The 18,991-nt window shown below is 68.4% G+C and carries 14 protein-coding genes and 2 pseudogenes; 8 read left to right on the top strand and 8 right to left on the bottom strand.

Annotation, left to right across the window (positions count from 1 at the left end):
* Nucleotides 1-9 precede the first annotated feature (9 nt).
* The gene (locus ACZ7L5_RS19190; protein ID WP_471518015.1) at nt 10-549 is read left to right on the top strand and encodes a DUF4262 domain-containing protein; all 540 of its coding nucleotides are present in this window, start codon (nt 10-12) and stop codon (nt 547-549) included.
* Nucleotides 550-591: 42 nt separating this feature from the next.
* On the opposite strand, the pseudogene ACZ7L5_RS19185 reads toward ACZ7L5_RS19190, so the two are convergent.
* Nucleotides 592-750 (bottom strand): annotated as a pseudogene (locus tag ACZ7L5_RS19185) (ISL3 family transposase); the annotation flags it as partial.
* 153 nt (nt 751-903) lie between these two features.
* On the opposite strand from ACZ7L5_RS19185, the gene ACZ7L5_RS19180 reads away from it, so the two are divergent.
* From ACZ7L5_RS19180 to ACZ7L5_RS19170, 3 genes are all read left to right on the top strand, one after another.
* The gene (locus tag ACZ7L5_RS19180) at nt 904-1,767 is read left to right on the top strand and encodes a YhjD/YihY/BrkB family envelope integrity protein (RefSeq protein WP_471518014.1); all 864 of its coding nucleotides are present in this window, start codon (nt 904-906) and stop codon (nt 1,765-1,767) included.
* 381 nt (nt 1,768-2,148) lie between these two features.
* Complete coding sequence (locus ACZ7L5_RS19175) at nt 2,149-3,225, top strand: polyprenyl synthetase family protein (protein ID WP_471518013.1); 1,077 nt, start codon at nt 2,149-2,151, stop codon at nt 3,223-3,225.
* 91 nt (nt 3,226-3,316) lie between these two features.
* Nucleotides 3,317-4,387, top strand: a complete 1,071-nt coding sequence (locus tag ACZ7L5_RS19170; protein ID WP_471518012.1) for a polyprenyl synthetase family protein — start codon at nt 3,317-3,319, stop codon at nt 4,385-4,387.
* A gap of 17 nt (nt 4,388-4,404) precedes the next feature.
* Here the strand turns inward: ACZ7L5_RS19170 and ACZ7L5_RS19165 are convergent, their stop codons facing one another.
* The 4 genes and pseudogenes from ACZ7L5_RS19165 to ACZ7L5_RS19150 form a co-directional block, all read right to left on the bottom strand.
* The gene (locus ACZ7L5_RS19165) at nt 4,405-5,685 is read right to left on the bottom strand and encodes a hypothetical protein (RefSeq protein WP_471518011.1); all 1,281 of its coding nucleotides are present in this window, start codon (nt 5,683-5,685) and stop codon (nt 4,405-4,407) included.
* 5 nt (nt 5,686-5,690) lie between these two features.
* Nucleotides 5,691-6,362 (bottom strand): hypothetical protein, encoded by a 672-nt coding sequence (locus ACZ7L5_RS19160; protein ID WP_471518010.1) that lies wholly within the window; start codon nt 6,360-6,362, stop codon nt 5,691-5,693.
* A 99-nt stretch (nt 6,363-6,461) separates the two neighbouring features.
* Nucleotides 6,462-7,244: an ABC transporter permease gene (locus ACZ7L5_RS19155; RefSeq protein WP_471518009.1), complete on the bottom strand. Its 783-nt coding sequence runs from the start codon at nt 7,242-7,244 to the stop codon at nt 6,462-6,464.
* A gap of 29 nt (nt 7,245-7,273) precedes the next feature.
* Nucleotides 7,274-7,893: pseudogene (locus ACZ7L5_RS19150) on the bottom strand (ABC transporter ATP-binding protein).
* Nucleotides 7,894-8,836: 943 nt separating this feature from the next.
* Here ACZ7L5_RS19150 and ACZ7L5_RS19145 point away from each other — a divergent pair.
* The 3 genes from ACZ7L5_RS19145 (at nt 8,837) to ACZ7L5_RS19135 (ending at nt 14,874) form a co-directional block, all read left to right on the top strand.
* Nucleotides 8,837-10,027 (top strand): NAD(P)/FAD-dependent oxidoreductase, encoded by a 1,191-nt coding sequence (locus ACZ7L5_RS19145; RefSeq protein ID WP_471518008.1) that lies wholly within the window; start codon nt 8,837-8,839, stop codon nt 10,025-10,027.
* A 10-nt stretch (nt 10,028-10,037) separates the two neighbouring features.
* On the top strand, nt 10,038-10,976 hold the full coding sequence (locus ACZ7L5_RS19140) for a sigma-70 family RNA polymerase sigma factor (RefSeq protein WP_471518007.1): 939 nt from the start codon (nt 10,038-10,040) through the stop codon (nt 10,974-10,976).
* A 511-nt stretch (nt 10,977-11,487) separates the two neighbouring features.
* Nucleotides 11,488-14,874 carry a CARDB domain-containing protein gene (locus ACZ7L5_RS19135; protein ID WP_471518006.1) on the top strand — a complete coding sequence of 1,129 codons (3,387 nt, stop codon included), beginning with the start codon at nt 11,488-11,490 and terminating at the stop codon, nt 14,872-14,874.
* Nucleotides 14,875-15,325: 451 nt separating this feature from the next.
* Here ACZ7L5_RS19135 and ACZ7L5_RS19130 read toward each other — a convergent pair whose 3' ends face one another.
* The 3 genes from ACZ7L5_RS19130 to ACZ7L5_RS19120 form a co-directional block, all read right to left on the bottom strand.
* A complete protein-coding gene (locus ACZ7L5_RS19130; protein WP_471518005.1) occupies nt 15,326-16,342 on the bottom strand; it encodes a 5'-nucleotidase in 1,017 nt (338 codons plus the stop codon).
* Nucleotides 16,343-16,468: 126 nt separating this feature from the next.
* On the bottom strand, nt 16,469-16,921 hold the full coding sequence (locus ACZ7L5_RS19125) for a hypothetical protein (protein WP_471518004.1): 453 nt from the start codon (nt 16,919-16,921) through the stop codon (nt 16,469-16,471).
* A 142-nt stretch (nt 16,922-17,063) separates the two neighbouring features.
* Nucleotides 17,064-17,282 carry a hypothetical protein gene (locus ACZ7L5_RS19120; protein WP_471518003.1) on the bottom strand — a complete coding sequence of 73 codons (219 nt, stop codon included), beginning with the start codon at nt 17,280-17,282 and terminating at the stop codon, nt 17,064-17,066.
* A gap of 256 nt (nt 17,283-17,538) precedes the next feature.
* Between ACZ7L5_RS19120 and ACZ7L5_RS19115 the strand changes: the two genes are divergently transcribed.
* A complete protein-coding gene (locus ACZ7L5_RS19115; RefSeq protein WP_471518002.1) occupies nt 17,539-18,852 on the top strand; it encodes a cation:proton antiporter in 1,314 nt (437 codons plus the stop codon).
* Nucleotides 18,853-18,991 lie beyond the last annotated feature (139 nt).

Raw genomic sequence — 18,991 nt, 5'->3', positions numbered from 1 at the left:
ACATGACTCGTGATCCGTTCCAGTGCCGCTGCGTCCTCTGCCATGAAATACGGTGACCAGGACGAAGCGGACCGCATGGATCTGACGATCATCGAGAATGTGCAGCAGCATGGATGGCACGTCGTAATGGTTCCCGAGGACGAGATCGGTCCTGGTTTCGCATACACGATCGGCCTCGCACACACTCACGGAGCGCCTGAACTCGCCCTGTTCGGACTCGACATTCACGCCATGCGCCGCATGCTCAACAGACTCGGGACAAAGTCCTCCGACGCTGTCCTGGCTGACGGCCAGAGTCAACCTGACGTTGTCGATGGTCAGCAAGTCGCGCTCAGGCAGGTCGATCTCCGCTGGTACCGAACCTTCTTCGGGCGGGCCATCGGGTTCTGCCGGCGGCCCCCTTTCCCTGTGCTGCAAGTCGCCTGGCCCGACGCGGATGGCCGCTTTCATTGGGAAGAGCAGGCTGAGGAGAAGCATCGGGACTCCCAGCCTCAGTTGTGGCAGCCGCCGAGTGAGCACCCTGTCGGGATCTGGACGACCGAACTCTGACCTCTAACGTGCCGACCAGCGACAGACCAACACCGTCGCGAACTACTGAAGCAAGATCATTTTGCGGAGCAGTTCAAATCCGGCTCGGCCGTAGAGCTGCCTCTTGATCTTCTGGATGCGGTTCACGGCACCCTCGATGCTGCCCGAACTCCAGTTCAGGGTGAGTCCGGCTGTCACGGCGTCGAAGTCTCGGTGCAGGTGCAGTACGAAGCCAGTGAAGCCGGGTAGCTGGAGGAGATACCGAGGTGATCGCCATCGACCCGTTGTTGGGCGGCCGCCGACGATCGGCGGGGGGACACCCGTTCGGGGGCAAGCGCGTAGGGTCACGCCCGGCGGACGGGTAGTCGACGGCACATGCCCTTCAGATTCGGTGCGCCGGAAGACGACCACGCCCCGCACCACGGCCATTGGTTCGCTCGGCTCCACCGGTGGGTGCTCAGCTCGTGGATCGGGATCGTCTGGAACCGAGGGCGCGAGATGGAGCTCATGCACCGCGCCATGGGCTTCGCGGCGCTGAGCTTCCTCACGCTGCTGCCGTTGTTGGTCGTCGTCGCGGCGGCCGACCTCGCGAGAGGTCAGGGCTTCGCCAGGTGGCTGGTCCAGGGCCTCGGTGTGTCGGAGGTGTCGCAGGAGGAGGTCGAGCGGATGTTCGGCCGGCCGGGGCAGGCCCTGCAGCGCACCACGGCGCTCGGACTCGCGGCGCTGGCCGCGTTCGGTGTGACCTTCGGCGCGGCCGTACAGACCGGGTACGAGCGGGTGTGGGCCCTGCCGACGGCGCGCTGGCACACGATGTGGCGCCATGTCGTCTGGCTGGCCGTACTGACCGGCTCCCTGCTGCTGTTCTTCGCCGCGCCCACCCCCGAGGAGGCGTCCGCTCTGATGTCGGTGCTGGTCGCCGGGGTCGACGTGGTCGGCGCGTTCGTCTTCTTCTGGTGGTCGCAGCGGCTGCTGCTCTGCGGCCGCATCCGCTGGCGGGCGCTGGTGCCGGGGGCCGCGGCGACGGCGCTGGGGCTCCTCGGACTGCGGATCTTCTCCCAGCACGTCTTCTCGCCGCTGATCGCGTCGAACACGGTGACGTACGGTCCGTTCGGGACCGTCCTGGCTCTGCAGTCCTGGCTGGTCGGCGTGGGTTTCGTGGTGTACGGCGGGGCTCTGGTCGGCCGGCTCTTCCACGAGCGTCTGGAGCGGCGCTGGCTTCCCGTGCCAGGCGAACGGTGACACCAAGCGGAGCTTGGTGAGTATGTCCCGCTACTTCAAGCGCGGGAACGCGTGGGACCTCAATCTGAGTCCCCTGTCTTGGTTCCCTTGGCCGCAAGGGTCATCAGCAGTACCGGCCCGCGAGCGGCCGGAGGCGGAGTACCTGGGGCCGTGCAGATGCGGTGTACTGCTCGCGGCGATGCCGGACGCCGCGAGGATTTGGGCGAGGTGCCTGGCGTGCTCTTCAGCGGTGTGGGTCGTTGGACGGATCATGCAGACCACATTGGTGACGCGGCCAGTCAGCGGCCTCGGCTGTCGTCAGAACCCTGAGTCAGGGGGCAGCCATCGTCCATGCTCGTCCGTTCCCATGAGGCTGGCTCCCCTGGTTGGGAGTGGTGAGTCGTGACGTCGGGTGTGGTCGACGCGCAAGCGATCGATCTGCGCGCGGTGCAGCGCCAGGTTGACGCGGTGCTTGAGAGCTTCTTGGCCGAGAAGGCTCGTGCGGCGGCCGGCCGGGGGCATCCGCCGGAGGTGGTGCAGACCGTGCGCGACTTCCTGGCGGCTGGCGGGAAGCGGATCCGGGCGCTTTTGTGCGTGGTGGGCTGGCATGCCGCCGGTGGCCACGGCGATGTGACATCGGCGGTTCGGGTGGCGGCGTCGCTGGAGTTGTTCGTGGCCTTCGCGCTCATCCACGACGACATCATGGACGACTCGGCCAGCCGCCGCGGGCGGCCCGCGGTCCACCGTGCGATGCGAGCCCGGCTGGGAGCTGGCGAGCGGGCCGAGCGGCTGGGTGCGGGCGGCGCGTTACTGGTGGGCAACCTGGCCCTGATGTGGGCGCAGGAGCTGCTGCACACCGCTCCGATCGAGTCCGGCCGGCAGCGGCTGGTCCATGGGCTGTATGACGCAATGCTGGAAGAGGTGATGTACGGGCAGTACCTGGACGTCATGGGCACGGGCCGTGGCGCTGACGACGTCGAGGCCGCCTTGCGGATTATCCGCTGCAAGACCGCCACTGCGACTATCGGGCGGCCCCTGCAGTTGGGGGCTGCGGTCGCCGGGGCCGACGAGGCCGCGATGGAGGTCTTCACCGGGCTGGGCTTGCCGCTGGGGGAGGCGTTCCAACTCCGGGATGACCTGCTGGACGTATTCGGAAGCCCGGACGGCGCATGCGCTCCGGGCCTGAGCGACCTGCGGGAGGGCAAGCGGACCGTTCTGCTGGCCCTGGGCCTGCAGAATGCTGACGTGGTCCAGCGGGCGCGGCTTGACCGGCTGGTGGGCCGGGCCGACCTGGAAGAGCGTGAAGCGGCGGAGATCCGGGGCATCCTGTTCGCGACGGGGGCACGCGAGGAGACCGAGCGGATGATCACTTCCCGCTATGAACACGTCCTGTGTGTCCTGGACGGAGCCGGCTTCCCGCCGGCCGCGGATCGTGCTCTGCGTGGGCTGGCGGTCAAGGCCACCCAGTACACCTCCTGACCCCTGCTACGACCGGGGCCCCAGGGCACCAAACGTCAGCCGTCGCACGTCTACAGCGGTGTCACCCGACCCCGAGCAGGAAGAACTCGTGATGACCGAGCAGGTTCTCGATCGTGTCGCCGGATGTGAGCGCTGGTTCAACACGCTCTTCGAGGAGTACTTCGACACGTTGGGCGCCGGGCTGGATGCGCCGTCGTTCAGCCGTTTCACTCCGGAGTGCCTGCGGTTGCTGCGGGAGTTGTCCCTACGGGGCGGGAAGCGGATGCGGGTCGTTTTGCTGCATGAGGCGGCACGTCTGGTGACGGACGAGCCGGTCGAGGGGCTGGAGGCTGCGGCGCTGAGTATCGAGCTGCTGCAGACCCACGGCCTGGTGCACGACGATCTCATCGACGACAGCCCCACCCGCCGTGGCGGCCCGTCCACTTACTACGCCTACCGTGAGCGGTTTCCCGGCCAGCCGCAGGCGGCCCTTGGTCTGACCGTGCTCGCGGGGGACCTCGCCCTCGCCCTGTCGCTGCAGGTGCTGCTGGACGCGAAGGTGCCTGTGGCGGTGCGGCAGGCCATGGTCGAGGTCCAGACGCGAGCGGCGGCCGACACGTTCGTCGGCCAGATCGTCGACCTGGAACGCGACTTCGCAGCCGCGCCGGGCGCTGAGGTCCTGCACTGCGTGGCCGACTACAAGTCAGCCCGCTACTCGATTCTCGCGCCCCTGCAGCTCGGGCTCCTGGCCGCGGGCGAGCAGCCGGCTCTCTTCGACAAGGAGCTGCGGGAGTACGCGCGGCTGGTGGGGATCTGCGGGCAGATGCGAGACGACTACCTGGATCTGTTCGGGGACGCGTCCGTCATGGGCAAGCCGACCGGAACCGACATCCGCGACGGCAAGCACAGCTACACGGTCAGTGTCTTGCTGGCGGCCGGCGACGACGCCGAGCGTCGCGTGGTGGAGGCCGCGCTCGGCAACGCGTCCTGCCCGCCGGAGACCATCGCCGCCGTCCGGGAGATCGGGGAGCGCCGTGATGTGCCGGGCAGGATGCAGGCGGACATGCGCCGCTGTGCGGAGCAGGCCACCGAGTTGGCCGCCGGCTGGCGGACACGGTGGCGGGAAGAGGCGGTCACCTTCTTCGAACACGTGCCGCTGTGGAGCGTCAACCGCACCTCGTGACCGGCCCGTTCAGGCGCCTACGGGGTGCTGCCCCGGGGTAGCGGGGTCGCGCGCGTCAGCTCCGTGACGGTCTGGCGCCGGCGTTCGGGAAGGCTTTCGGCGCCGGGAAGCGCGGTGTCGATGCGGAAGGAGACGCTGGTGGTGTCTTCGTATGTCGTCGCCACGACGGCCAGGGGGACGCCGGGCGGGCAGCACATGATGGGGTCGATGCGGTGCACTGCAGCCTCGACGTAGTGCAGAGGCTGACGCACCACGAGGTAGGAGGCGCAGATGGTGAGCCGGCCCGGGACGGTGCTCGCGTCCACGAGGAGCTGGAGCAGCCGCCGGGGAAGTCGGGTGAGGGCCGCTCTCAGCACCCTCTTGTGTCCGGCGGGCTTCAGCACGGAGGTGACGGCCCGCGTGCGTGCCAGGCGCCGGTTCACCGGCATGGTGCCGTCGGGCAGATCGATCCGGGTCAGGAACAGCCGGTTGCCTGGGGCCGCGACTACGTCGGGCGTGCGCACGTTGACGGGGACCACCACAGGGATCGTCGTGCCTGCGGCGCGGGGCCAAGCGTCCTTGGCCCACTGGGTGATCGCGTGGACCACAGCAGTGAGGTAGACATCGTTGATGCTGGCCCCACCGGCGCGGGCCGCGGCGCGCAGACCGGCGGAGGGTGCCTGGGTCCACAGCAGGTGGCGGCGGCTCGACAGCGGATGCGAGGTGGATTGCCACAGGCGGTGCCGGCGCGCGTGGCGCAGTAGAGTCACGGTGCTGCGGGCGGTTTGGCGCAGGCCGGCCCGTGGGGTCTGGGAGGCGTCCCGGGTGGGCGCGGGGAGTTGTTGAGTCAGCGGGCGCGGACCGAACAGCGCATCCACCACCGCGACGATGTTGGCACCGTCCTGAACCGCGTGGTGGCTGAGATACAGCAGAGCGAACCCGTCGGGCACGTGACCGTGCAGAAGGATCATGCGCCAGGCCAGGGCTTCCTCCGGCCACGGCTCTCGCAGCGCACGACGCACTGCCGTCTCGAGAGCCTCCGGATCGCCGCCGACGTGCTGGGCGCGGATGTGCCGGGTCATGTCCGGGTCCGCTGGCATCCACCGTGCGGTCGGCCCCTTTTCGGTCAGGACGTGCGTCAGACAGGGCAGGCCGTCCAGACGCGCGGTGACGTAAGCGCGCAGGCCCGCGAGATCGGGCACAGCGCCGGTCAGGTGCAGTACCGCCCCGATCCTCGCGTTGGCGTCCGGATGCTCCGCAAGCTCTTCAGCCTTGACCAGTACGAGATCGGCGGGACTGGGAACCGGGAATGGGTTCATGCCCATCACCTCACGAGGTCGAAGACGGGTGAGCTGACGGCTGCGCCGATGAGGAACCCGACGCTGACCTGGCCGGCGGTGTGGCAGCGCAGCCGGATGCGGGACCAGCCGATCAGCACCACCACGGGAGCCAAAAGGAGCAACCAGGGGCCGAAGACCGTTGCGAGAATGGCGAGGGCACCAGAGGCAATGGCGGAGTGCACCGACACTTTCCAGAAGAAAGTGATCACCAGCAGAGCGAGCAGAACGGCGACCATCGCCGCCACCAGGGCCGTCACCTCGACGGGAGCATCCAGCCCATACAGCAGTGCGGTGCCGGTGATGACCGAGGCCATCACCCCTGGGGCCGCCACAATGCGGTCGTGCCGCCCCCGCACATGCCGGTCTCCCCAGTACTGGCGGTGCTCGCCGAGCCGAAGGAGCAACGTGGGCAGCACCGCGGTGAACACCGCAGCGACCACGCCCCAGCCAATGCCGGCCCAGCCGTCGGCGTGCCAGCCCAGCAGCGGGGCCAGGAGCAGCATCCAGTTCCGGGGGTCGCCGCCGTCGCTGAGCAGCCACGCCCAGCGCGCCTCCGTTCGAGGCACCAAGTCCTGCACCGCCGAGCGCCCTTGGCCGGGCGGCGCGGCTGATGCGAGCGGTGACGCGGCCGAAGCCGCAGCCTCGTCGTCCGGCACCCTGAAAGCCCCCGTCCCTCACATGGTCACGCTGTCGCCGCGCTCGGCGTTCACCGTCCAGCGGCGCTCATCGTCCAAACGACACTCGCGCCGGGCCGGTCACGACACCGACGCAGCCTGCTCGACGCCCCTCGACGCTGCCTTGGCCCCCGCGCGCGGGAGGCGGGTGCGGGTCCGGGCGGCGAAGGCGGTAATGCCCAGCGCGGCCATGCCCACCGCCCAGCCTCCGCCCAGCAGGAGGCAACTGGCCGTCACCACCTGCAGACCGGCGGCAGCCACCGAGGTCTGCACCGCTGCGTAGGCCGGCAGCAAACGCACCACGAGACTGTCCGCGTCCGGGTTGATCAGCGGGTTCCGCAGCACCAGATCAATAGAACTGATCATGATGGCGAGGAACATGCCGGCCAGCTCGCTGCGCACCACGGCCGCCAGCACCATCCCGATACCGCCGTGGACCAAGGCGCAGGTGAACATGCCCGCGGCGAGTACCAGGTGCTGCTCAGGTCGCCAGAACAAGTGCATCCACGCGGCGGTGTAGGCAGCGACCGCGGCGGCGACCAGAAGGAGCGCACTGCACTTGGCGAGCGCGAGGCCCGACCGGAAAAAGCCGGCGCGTACCAGGCGCTGATCGAACGGTGCGGAGCGGACTGTGGCGACGAACATCATGAACGCGATGACCAGCGACAGGGCCTGCAGCGCACCGTTGATCTGGAGCAGGACATTGCCGTCCACGACCACGGTGCGGCCGGCCGGACGAATCCGAAACCGCAAGGGGGCAGAGGCCACCACCGTGAACGCCAGCGTGGTCCACAGCGGCACGAACAGGACCACGATGAGCAGCGCCAGCCGATTGCGGGCCTGCTCGATCAGCGCGAACCGCAAGGCCGTACGGAAGCAGGACCACCACCGCGTCATACCGCCGCCACTCCCGCTTCGGTCTGCTCCGTCTCCTGCAGTACGCCGGCCTCAAGTCGGTACAAGGCGTCCAGGCGGGCGGCATCGTAGGCAAGGTGGGAAACCACCAGTACCGCGCAGCCCCGGTCCCGCAAGTCGGCTGCCAAATCCCAGAACCGCAGGTAGGTCTCCCAGTCGAAGCCCTGATACGGCTCGTCCAACAGCAGCACCTGAGGGTCGTGCATCAGGGCAAGGACCAGGTTGAGCTTTTGGCGTGTGCCGCCGCTGAGCGCGGCCACCTGTTCGTGCCGACAGTCGCTGAAGTTCACCGCTCCAACAGCTCTTAGGCGCTGGTCAGGCTGCCGATGCCGTAGGCGGCCTGGAAGAACTGCAAGTGCTGCTCAACGGTGAATGCCGGGTGAAGCACGGTGTCCTGCGGGCAGCAGCCCAGCAGGCCCGCCCGCTCCACTGCACCGCTGTCAGCGACGAGATCTCCGGCCAGGATGCGGAGCAGGGTGCTCTTACCGGCGCCGTTCTCACCGACGATGCCCACCAGTTGACCCGCAGGAAGGTCAAGCGACACACCGCGCAGGACAGGACGCTGCCGGTAGCCCTTCCGTACACCCCGCACCCGCAGTACCGGGTCAAGTGAACTCACCACTGCACCCTCCACATAGCTGCGCACCCCGGCTCAGAAGTTCTCGAGCCCTCAGTCCGACCGAACGCATTCACGTATTCGGCTTCAAACGGTCCTACGGCTCACTCAAGGACTGGCGATGCCCGGACCGGGCCCAGTCCTGCAAACGAACACGGCAGCCCACGGGACACGAATGGATACACGTCCCGCTCGGTGCTGATCGGGTGCGTTCGACGAGGGCGAGTTGGGTCAGACCGGGGAGTCACATCGGGCAGCGCCACGCCCCCTTCACCAGCACGACTCAATCAGCGCGCAGGTCGCAGCGCTGCGTCGCACGTCAGGAAAGGCAGAGGCTACGGATCCGGCTACACGCGCCACTGCGTCACCACCACCCAACGGGATCCGCAGCTCCCCGACCTGCGGCTTGCCTCTCACTCAGCGTCCGACGAGAGGCTCTACCTTCTGGGCCGGTGTCCGGGACTGGATCGCAGGTTCCAACCACTGGCACACCGAAGGCACCGACCGCTTCCTAGGCGCCGGCAGTGAGGAGGTCGAAGACCTCCTTGAGCATCGCGCCCGGTGAAGCGACCCAGCCGGGGTGCAAGCGTCAACAGCCCCGGCGCCGCTCACCACACCATTTCGGACCCCACCACGCCAAGAACTACCCGTCCCGCAAGGCTCACGGTGGCCACTCAATTGGGGCTACGACGATGACGAGGGCACTCCACCCCCTCCACAAGCGCGCTCCCCCGAACCAGTGCCGCCGCTCCTCTCTGTTGCGTCGTCTTTGCAGCGGGATCACCGCCGCTCGGAGATCCCACCGGTCAGGCTGCCAGTCATGGGACACGGCCTGAGTTAGGTGACTGGCATCACATCCGGCTCCTGTCAGTAATCGCGGCGCCGTCTCGTTCGAGGGGCACGCGAACGAGACAGGAGCAACAGCATGAAGCACCGCATCGTCGTACTCGGCGCCGGATATGCCGGGGCTTTCGCCGCCGGAAACCTGGCCCGTCGGCTCTCCCCCGCCGACATCGAGATCACCGTCGTCAACGCCGTGCCCGACTTCGTTGAGCGGATGCGGCTCCACCAGCTCGCGATCGGCCAGGACCTCGCGTCCCGCAGGCTCGCCGACGTATTCGCGGGCACCGGGGTGCGGCTGTGCCTGGCGCTCGTCACCAGCGTCGACCCCGGGCGCAAGACCGTCGCCGTGACCGGCGAGGACGGCGACGGCGAGATCGCCTACGACACCCTTCTCTACGCGCTCGGCAGCTCCGTAGCCCACCATGGCGTCCCCGGCGTGGCCGAGTACGCCTTCGATGTGACCGGCCGGTCCTCGGCGCTGCGCCTGCGCGAGCGCTTGGCCGCACTGGGCGAGGGCGGCACCGTGCTGATCGTCGGTGAGGGGCTGACCGGCATCGAGACCGCCACCGAGTTCGCCGAGTCCCGGCCCGACCTGTCGGTCGCGCTCGCCGCCCGCGGTGAGCTGGGCGCCTGGCTCTCCCCGAAGGCGCGCCGTCACCTGCGCCATGCCTTCGACCGGCTCGGCATCACCGTCCACGAGCACACTGGCATCGAAACCGTCGAGCCGACACGGGCGATCGCCACCGACGGCACGTCCATCCCCGCCGACGTGACCGTGTGGTCGGCCGGTTTCGCCGTGCACCCCCTCGCGGCCGCCAGCGGCCTGGAGATCGCCGAGACCGGCCAGATCGTCGTCGACCGCACCATGCGCTCGGTCTCCCACCTGGACGTCTACGCCGCCGGTGACTGCGCCTACGCCCTCGGCGACAACGGCCGGCCGCTGCCGATGTCCTGCGCCTCGGCCGGCTTCACCAACATGCAGGCGACCGCCGCGATCATTTCGCGCCTGACGGGCAGCGAGGTCCCGACCACCGGGCTGAAGTACCACGGCAACCACATCAGCCTCGGGCGACGGGACGCAATCTTCCAGATGGTGGACAGGGACGCCCGGTCGAAGTCCTGGTACCTGGGCGGCCGGACCGCCGCGCGGCTGAAGTCGGGCGTGCTCAAGGGGGCCGGGTGGGGCATCGCCCACCCCACCTTCGGCATGCCGAAGCGCAAGCGCCGCCTGGCCACCGCGCCTGACCGGGCCGGTGCAAGGGCCACTGCATAGGCTGTTCAGCATGGACAGCGCAGCCATCGATCGGTTCGAGGCCAGCCGGGGCCGGCTGGCCTCGCTCGCGTACCGTCTGCTCGGCTCGGCCGCCGACGCCGAGGACGCCGTGCAGGACACGTTCCTGCGCTGGCAGGCCACAGACCGCGGACGGGTCGAGGTACCGGAAGCGTGGCTGACCAAGGTCGTCACCAATCTCTGCCTCGACCGGCTCCGCTCGGCGCAGGTGCGCCACGAGCGAGCGTCCGGTGCCTGGTTGCCTGAGCCGCTCCTCGAGGGCGACCCCATGCTCGGCCCGGCCGATGCCTTCGAGCAGCGCGAATCGGTGTCCCTCGCCGTCCTGACCCTGATGGAGCGGCTCTCGCCGGTCGAACGGGCCGTCTACGTCCTGCGTGAGGCTTTCTCGTACAGCCACGCCGAGATCGCCGGCATCCTCGACATCACCGAATCCGCGAGCCAGCAGCATGTCCACCGGGCCCGGATCCGGGTCGCCGCCGAGCGCCGCCGCGGCGGCGAGGCCGACCCCGCGTCCGCGCGCCGGGTCGTCGAGGAATTCCTCGCGGCTGCCACGTCGGGGCGCACCGAACGGCTGGTGGCGCTGCTCACGGACGACGTGACGGCGGTCTCGGACGGCGCCGGACTGGCCACGCGGCTGTTGCGGTACAAGACGCGCGAGCGGGTCGCCTCCTACGTGCGGGCCGGTTTCAAGCCCACGCCGGCGAAGCGGCGGCTGGCCGGCGGTTCGCCCGCCATGCATATCGCCCTGGTCAACGGCTCACCGGCCGTCCTCGCCGTGGTCGACAACCGGGTCGTGGGCGCCGTGGCGTTCGAAGTCAGTGACGGCAAGGTCGCGTCCCTGTGCGGCATCGCCGCCGCGGACCGGATCGCACGCCTCAACGACACCTGGCGGCAGCACGAACCCGACGCGCCGGTCATCAAGGCATGGTGACCGGAGCCCCCGGCTTAGCCAACTACGAATCGTCACGGAGGGGCTGCCCAGGGCGGATCCTTGACGTTTTCGGGCCGGACGCCGACCTGGACGTCGGCCGTGCCGCAGTTCCACGTTCTGCAGGGCGGCCGGCGCCCGCAGCAGCGTCGTCTTCCGCGGCGCCTTCGCCCTGACAGGCTGCCCGGCGACCTCGACCTCGAGGACGCGCTGCGCGCCGTGGTCGCTGACGCCCAGTCATCTGCAGGCCACCAACCCCGCCGAGGCGATGATGCTCGGCCGGGGCCCGTGTCTCTCCTGTTGCCCCGAGGTCCAAGGGTGCAACAGGACAGTCCGGTGAGAGCCGTTGACAATCTCAAGGCCTCCATGAAATCTGTGACGTGCTGCACGCAAAACTTCGACTGAATCACTCAAATTTCGTAGGCACACGCGCAAGTTCACCGAGTGTGGACAGATCTGCCGGATGTGTCCCGCTCTGCACGGATCCCTGAATCCCCGTGGAACAGAGGACACCATGAGATGGACGCACTCCGTCCGGCGGTTGGTCGTCAGCTCGCTGATAGCGGGTCTCACCACCGTCGGGCTCCTGCCCGTCGCCGCCTCCGCAGCCGAAGCCGCGGGCCCCAACCTGGCCCTGGGCAAGACCGCCACGGCGAGTGGGTCCCACAGTGGCTATCCCGCAGGGAACGTCACTGACGGAAGCCAGCAGACGTACTGGGAAAGCCCGTCCAACGCCTTCCCGCAGTGGATTCAGGTCGACCTCGGCGGCAGCGCCGCGATCGACCAGGTCGTTCTGAAGCTCCCCACCTCATGGGAGGCCCGTACGCAGACCCTGAGAGTTCTGGGCAGCAGTGACGGCAGCAGCTTCAGCACCCTTTCCGGCTCCGCCGGGCGGCAGTTCGACCCGTCACGATCAAGCAGAGTCACGGTCGACTTCGACTCCACGGACGTCCGGTACGTGCGGGTGCAGGTGACCGCGAACACCGGTTGGCCCGCGGCGCAGGTATCCGAGCTGGAGATCTACGGGGAGGAGGGCGAGGCCCCGCCGCCTGTGAACGGGACCAATCTGGCGGTCAACAAGCCGATCGAGGCGTCCTCCTCGACGCAGAACTACGTGGCCGCCAACGCCAACGACAACAACGTGAGCACCTACTGGGAGTCCAGCGGCAGTCCGTCGACGCTCACGGTGAAGCTGGGCGCCGACGCGGACCTCGAAGGGGTCGTGGTCAAACTCAACCCCGACGCCGCATGGTCAACCCGTACCCAGAACATCGAGGTGCTCGGGCGTGCGCAGAACGCCTCCGCGTACACCTCGCTCAAGGCGCGCGCCGACTACACCTTCAATCCGTCGTCGAACCAGAACGCGGTGACGATCCCGGTGACCGGTCGCTACGCCGACGTCCAGCTGAAGATCTACACCAACAGCTCCGGCTTCGGCGGCCAGGTAGCCGAGTTCCAGGTCACCGGAGTCGCGGCCCCCAACCCGGACCTCACCGTCACCGACCTCACCTGGACTCCCGCAGCGCCGAGCGAGAGCGACGCAGTCACGGTGAACGCCACCGTGCGCAACGGCGGTTCCGCGGCCGGGGCCGCGACCACGCTCAACGTCAGTCTGGGCGGCACGGTCGCCGGCAGCGGCTCGGTGCGCGCCCTCGGGGTGGGAGAGACGGCGAGCGTCCCGGTCACGGTCGGCAAGCGGGCAATGGGCAGCTACACCGTCTCCGCGGTGGTCGACCCCAACGACACCGTGGCTGAGCTGGACAACAGCAACAACAGCCGGACGGCGAACGCGAAGCTGGTCGTCGGCCAGGCCCCCGGTCCCGACCTGGAGGTCACGGGCATCGTCTCCAGCCCGGCCAACCCGGCCGTGGGCTCGAACGTCACCTTCAACGTGAAGGTGCACAACCGTGGCACCAGCGCCGCCGGCGCCGGCTCGGTCACCCGACTGACCGTCGGCGGAACCACGCTCAATGGCACCACTCCCGCGATCTCCGCCGGTGACACCGCCACCGTGGCCGTCGGCGGCAGCTGGACCGCGACCAACGGTGGCGCCACCCTCACCGCCACCGCGGACGCCACCCGCGTGGTCACCGAGACCAACGAGAACAACAACGTGTTCGCGCGCTCGATCGTGGTAGGCCGTGGCGCGGCGGTGCCGTACGTGGAGTATGAGGCCGAGGACGCCCAGTACACGGGCACGCTCCTGCAGACCGACAGCGAACGCACCTTCGGGCACACCAACTTCGCCACCGAGTCGTCGGGGCGTGAGTCCGTACGCCTCAACTCCTCAGGACAGTACGTGGAGTTCACCTCGACCAGCGCGTCGAACTCCATCGTCGTGCGCAACTCGATCCCGGACGCCCCGGGCGGCGGCGGCCAGGAGGCCACGCTCAGCCTGTATGCGAACGGCACGTTCGTGCAGAAGCTGACCCTCACCTCCAAGTACAGCTGGCTGTACGGCAACTCCGATGACCCCGAGGGCCTGACCAACACCCCGCAGACCGATGCGCGACGGCTGTTCGACGAGTCGCACGCGCTGCTGTCGCAGACGTATCCGGCGGGCACCAAGTTCAAGCTGCAGCGCGACGCCGGTGACAACGCCGCGTACTACATCGTCGACATGATCGACCTGGAGCAGGTGGCGCCGGCCGCGAGCAAGCCCGCCGAGTGCACCTCGATCACCGAATTCGGCGCCATCCCGAACGACGGCATCGACGACACGGACGCCATCCAGCGGGCGGTGACGGCCGACCAGAACGGAACCATCGACTGTGTGTGGATCCCGGCCGGGCAGTGGCGCCAGGAACAGAAGATCCTCACCGACGACCCGCTGAACCGGGGCGACTACAACCAGGTGGGCATCCGGGACGTCACGATCCGCGGCGCAGGCATGTGGCACTCCCAGCTCTACACCCTGACCCCGCCGCACCAGGCCGGCGGCATCAACCACCCGCACGAGGGCAACTTCGGCTTCGACATCGACGACAACACCAAGATCTCCGACATCGCCATCTTCGGCTCGGGCACCATTCGCGGCGGCGACGGCGGCGCGGAGGGCGGAGTCGGCCTCAACGGCCGTTTCGGCGAGGACACCAAGATCACGAACGTATGGATCGAGCACGCCAACGTGGGCGTCTGGGTGGGCCGCGACTACTCCAACATCCCCGACCTGTGGGGCCCCGGCGACCGCCTGGAGTTCAGCGGCATGCGCATCCGCAACACCTATGCCGACGGCGTGAACTTCACCAACGGGACGCGCAACTCGACCGTGTTCAACTCCTCGTTCCGCAACACCGGTGACGACGCGCTCGCGGTGTGGGCCAGCAAGTACGTGAAGGACCAGTCGGTGGACATCGGCCACGACAACCACTTCCGCAACAACACCGTCCAGCTGCCGTGGCGCGCCAACGGCATCGCCGTGTACGGCGGTTACGGCAACACCATCGAGAACAACCTCGTCTACGACACCATGAACTACCCGGGCATCATGCTCGCCACGGACCACGATCCGATCCCGTTCTCGGGACAGACGTTGATCGCCAACAACGGGTTGTACCGTACGGGCGGCGCGTTCTGGGGCGAGGCCCAGGAGTTCGGCGCCATCACGCTTTTCGCGGCGGGCCCCGACATCCCGGGCGTCACGATCCGCGACACGGAGATCCACGACTCGACCTACGACGGCATCCAGTTCAAGACGGGTGGCGGTGCCGTACCGAACGCCAAGATCGACAACGTGAAGATCACCAATTCCAACAACGGCGCGGGTATCCGCGCGATGGGAGGCGCACGCGGTAGCGCGACACTGACCAATGTGAGCATCAGCGACTCGGCCGACGGGAACGTCCTCATCGAACCGGGCTCGCAGTTCGTGATCAACGGCACCACGACGGCGGCTTTTTAGCACTCTCGATCGCCATGATGCCGGGGCCGCCGACGAGCCCCGGCGTCATGACACCCGTTGGTGACCCGCACCACCCATGTCGTCTTCGAATGATGCCGCGGTTGCCACCGCTGGCAGGCCGCGCAAGAGCGTCCATGGGCAGAGACTCTCAGCCGCCCTCGCAGACAAGAGCGAGCACCACGATTTCCTGACCTTGACGCCGTATGTGATCGGCAGCATCGACGAGCAGTACCGCATCCTCCCGCGCATCAATACCCTCATCGCCCAGCCCGGACTGTCCGCCACTGCTCGCAGCGGCAGCGGAACCTCCCCGGCGGCGTCCACTCTTAAGTCAAGGCCTGACCAAAGGCCCGTCACCGTCTACTGCAGCGCATGGGCCACCGCCGTACCCTTCCCGAAGGGGCAACAGGATCCGGCTCGGCTCGGCCAACGGCCCTGTGTGAAGGGGCGGTTACGTCGTCGCAGACGGGCCGTCCCCGGCGTCGGCGTCGGCGTTGCCCGGCACGGGGCTCATGGCCGAGCTTGCTCGGGTGCCGGGCGCGCGTTGGTTTATCTTCCCGAAGGGGACGTGCACGCTGGGGGTGCTGGGGGCGGTGCCGGTCAGGTGGCTGACCTGGTCGTCGAAGAAGATGTGGGGCTTGAGTACCTCCATGATCGTGCTCTTGTCTATGCCGCCGAGGAAGAAGGCGTCGTTGACGGTCACGCCCCAGTTCTTCAGGCTGCGCACCGGGCGTTCGTGAGCGGGTGCGCTACGGGCGGTAACAAGGGAGACGTGGACGCGGATCTTGTAGTCGGAGTCTTGTGCCCGCTGTTCTTCTTCGCGCTGCTGGAGCCGGTTGATGCCGGCGAGGAAGTCCCGTAGTGGTCCCGGGTCGTGCGGGGTGGCGGCATTCGTCGTCTCGTGGGAGTGGAAGCCCTTGATGCCGTCGGCCTGGTAGATCTGTTCCGAGGCGTCGTCGGCGAGGACTCCGTCGAAGTCGAAGGCGATCCGCAAATCCTGGTCATCGTCCTCGTCCGCCGTGGCAGGACCGAGGACGCGACCGGCGGGCAGCCCAAGCGTGACGGCCTCGCGGACGTCGGTCTCGTTCGCGGACAGGAACAGGGACATCTTCAAGGCGGGCATGAAGCGGTAGGGCGAGCGGCCCTGCATGAAGATGGCCCGGCTGATCGGCAGGCCGTGTGACTGGATGGATCTCATGACCCTCAGCCCAGTGTCGGGATCGTTGCGGGACAGGATGATGACCTCGACCAGAGGGTCGTCGGGTGAGAGGTCGTTCAGGGACAGGAGCCTGCGGATGAACGGAAAGGCGACTCCTTTGTCCAGCGTGTCGTCCAGATGCTCCTCCTGGCAGGCGCGGTAGGCCTCCTCCCCCTGATCCCGGAAGACCGCATCCGCCTCTTCCAGGTCGAACAGCGCACTGGAGGCGATACCGACGACCAGACGGTTCTTGAGTTCATAGACGGCCACGGCGTCCTCCCCGACATCAATGCGCACACCCGTCTAAAACAATGCTATGAGGGCCGCTCCTTGCGATCGTTGGCGGGGAAGTCGGACAGCACTGGAAACAGACTTACCGCCCTCTCAGTTCCATGATCAGTCGAACCAGACCGCGAGGCGCACGTGCTCTGGGCCATGCAGCTCGGCCAGGGTCCTCATGACGTCCCAGACTGGCGCCCAGTGGGTCCCCGCCCCGGCCACGGTGCTTCGGCTGCGTGTGCCGGACCGATCGGTCTCGTCCCAGTCGGCGGCTGCCAACTCGGCCCAGCTGATCCACGTCGCTCCGTGCGCGTCTTGTGGCCCACCCCAGGCGTTGAACGCCCCTCGCAGTCCCTCGGAAGCGTCCTCCGGCAGGCCGCGGTCCTCGGACAGCGGTCGGAACCCGAAGGAGTTGCGGACGCCGAAGAGGCAAGCGAAGGCGTCATAGGCGTTGCCGGTATTGAGGAGGAAGAGATCAATGGCGGCGTGCCATACCGCGTCCTCGTCGTCCTCTCCGAAGATCCGGGCCAAGGGCCTGCACTCGATCATTCCGCTGACATCGGTGGACATGCCCGCAGTCTGCCGGGAGGGCAAGGCTCATCGCCTCGATTTTCGTGGCAGCACCTGACCGGTGGGCTGTGGTGGGGCGAACTCGTAGAGCCGCCGGTCGAGGATCAGGGCGCACGGGACGTTGGGCGGCGGGCAAGGGCGATCACGGCCTGGGCATGGCGTTTTCCCTCGGCGCGCTTGCGAACAGCATCCCGGTGCGTGCAGCGTGCTGCTGCATTTGCAGCGCTCGCGCCGGTGCGGTGGCCAGGACCAGGACCTCCAGGGCATCGACGCTGAGCCGGGCGGGCACCGCCGGGTCGTCGGGCCGCACAAGGAAGCCCGCGACGTGCAGCAGGTCGCCTGGCTGGACCTCGGTGAGCACCGGGTACACGATCCGGGGATGGCTGGTGGTGCAGGACCCGGACCAGGTCGTCCACAACGTGGTCTCCCCCGTCAAGTTCCTGTGTTCAGAGTCGTCTGCTTTTCGGCGGTGTGACAGCGCCGCACGTTCCCGGCCGACCGCGACGCGCCGTTCCACTTCCTGGGCGGTGCGGCCCGGCGTGTCCCCGCAGGCGTCGGCAGGCAGCGGTAAGCCGACCTGTAGAAGGGGCGGAGGCGATCATCCGGAGGGCTGGAACATGAGCAGTGGGGCTTGGACGGGCGCCGCGGTGGCCGGTGTCACTGCCGCGTACGCGCTGAGCTCGCGTCGGCTGTCCACGACGCCGATCTCGTCGGGGATGGTGTTCGTCGCTTCCGGCATCCTCATCGGACCAGCGGTGCTGGACATCGTCGACTTGGCGCACGACGCCGCGCCGATCGTCGCGCTTCTCGAAATCACTCTGGGGCTGGTGCTGTTCACCGATGCCATGTCGGTGCGCAGACGAGACCTTCGGACCGGCGGATTTATGCCTGGTCGGCTGCTGGGAATCGGGCTTCCGCTGAGTATCGGGGCCGGCTGGCTGCTCGCCTGGCCGCTGTTGCCGGGGCTGACGATGTGGGAGCTCGCGCTCGTCGGCGCCATCCTCGCCCCGACCGACGCCGCCCTCGGAAAGACCGCCATCACCCACCCCCGGGTCCCGGCGCTCGTACGTCACGGACTGAATGTCGAAAGCGGCCTGAACGACGGCATGGTGCTGCCGTTCTTCCTCATGTTCCTGGCAGCCATCCCGGGCACGCACTACGCGGAGGAGGGCGTGGTCGGCGTCTTCTGGCGGGCCCTGGTGCTGAGCACCGCGCTGGGGCTGCTGGTCGGGTGGGTCGGTGGGCGTCTTCTGCAGTGGTCCCGGGCCAAGGGATGGGTCACGCGGGAGTGGCGGCAGCTCTATCTGCCGGCCGTCGCCGCGGGGGCGTACGAACTCGCCGTCGTGACGGACGGCAGCGGCTTCATCGCCGCGTGGGTCGCCGGGTTCGCCTGCGGGTTCGCACTGCGCCGCCACAGGATCGAGAACGACACGGGACAGCCGGACCACACAGCCGAGTGCACCGAGAACCTCGGGGAACTCCTCGCTGCGATCAGCCTTCTCGTGTTCGGGGCGGTGCTGCTCGGCCCCGCGCTCGAGCACCTGAACTGGCGGATCATCCTGTACGCCGTCCTCAGCCTCACCGTGGTCAGGATGCTGCCCGTGGCTCTCTCGCTCGCCGGCAGCGGGCTGCGGCTACCCACCGTGGCGTACATCGGCTGGTTCGGGCCGCGCGGTCTCGCCTCCGTGGTCCTGGCGCTGCTGGTGGTGGAGGAACACGTCCCGGGGGTGGAACTGCTCGGGCGGGTGGTCGCGATCACCGTCGGTCTCAGCGTCCTCCTGCACGGCATCTCGGCCGTGTCCCTCGCCGAGCGGTACGGCCGCTGGCACGAGCAGGCCTCGGCCACCTCGCGGGATCTGCGCGAGGGCAGCCCCGTACTCGACACCCCGGCACGCGGCAGGCTGGGCCGGCCGGACCAACCAGAGACGTGAGACGACGTCATCCACCTGTCACCGAGGCGCCACGCCGTGCCGGGCCGCTTTCTCGTCTGCCGCCCGCGTGCCGCCGTCGCGGCCTTCTGTGCCGGGGGGTGTCCCACCGCGCGGATCGTAGAGCCGACTCCCGGTCGCC

This window comes from Streptomyces sp. NPDC107528, assembly GCF_055639295.1.
This window is presented reverse-complemented; position numbering and strand designations above follow the sequence as displayed.

What these genes read in the sequence shown, in the direction of transcription:
- ACZ7L5_RS19180 (WP_471518014.1), top strand. Translation starts at nt 904, where the DNA reads ATGCCCTTCAGATTCGGTGCGCCGGAAGACGACCACGCCCCGCACCAC.
- ACZ7L5_RS19170 (WP_471518012.1), top strand. Translation starts at nt 3,317, where the DNA reads ATGACCGAGCAGGTTCTCGATCGTGTCGCCGGATGTGAGCGCTGGTTC.
- ACZ7L5_RS19165 (WP_471518011.1), bottom strand. Translation starts at nt 5,685, where the DNA reads ATGAACCCATTCCCGGTTCCCAGTCCCGCCGATCTCGTACTGGTCAAG.
- ACZ7L5_RS19145 (WP_471518008.1), top strand. Translation starts at nt 8,837, where the DNA reads ATGAAGCACCGCATCGTCGTACTCGGCGCCGGATATGCCGGGGCTTTC.
- ACZ7L5_RS19140 (WP_471518007.1), top strand. Translation starts at nt 10,038, where the DNA reads ATGGACAGCGCAGCCATCGATCGGTTCGAGGCCAGCCGGGGCCGGCTG.
- ACZ7L5_RS19135 (WP_471518006.1), top strand. Translation starts at nt 11,488, where the DNA reads ATGAGATGGACGCACTCCGTCCGGCGGTTGGTCGTCAGCTCGCTGATA.
- ACZ7L5_RS19125 (WP_471518004.1), bottom strand. Translation starts at nt 16,921, where the DNA reads ATGTCCACCGATGTCAGCGGAATGATCGAGTGCAGGCCCTTGGCCCGG.
- ACZ7L5_RS19115 (WP_471518002.1), top strand. Translation starts at nt 17,539, where the DNA reads ATGAGCAGTGGGGCTTGGACGGGCGCCGCGGTGGCCGGTGTCACTGCC.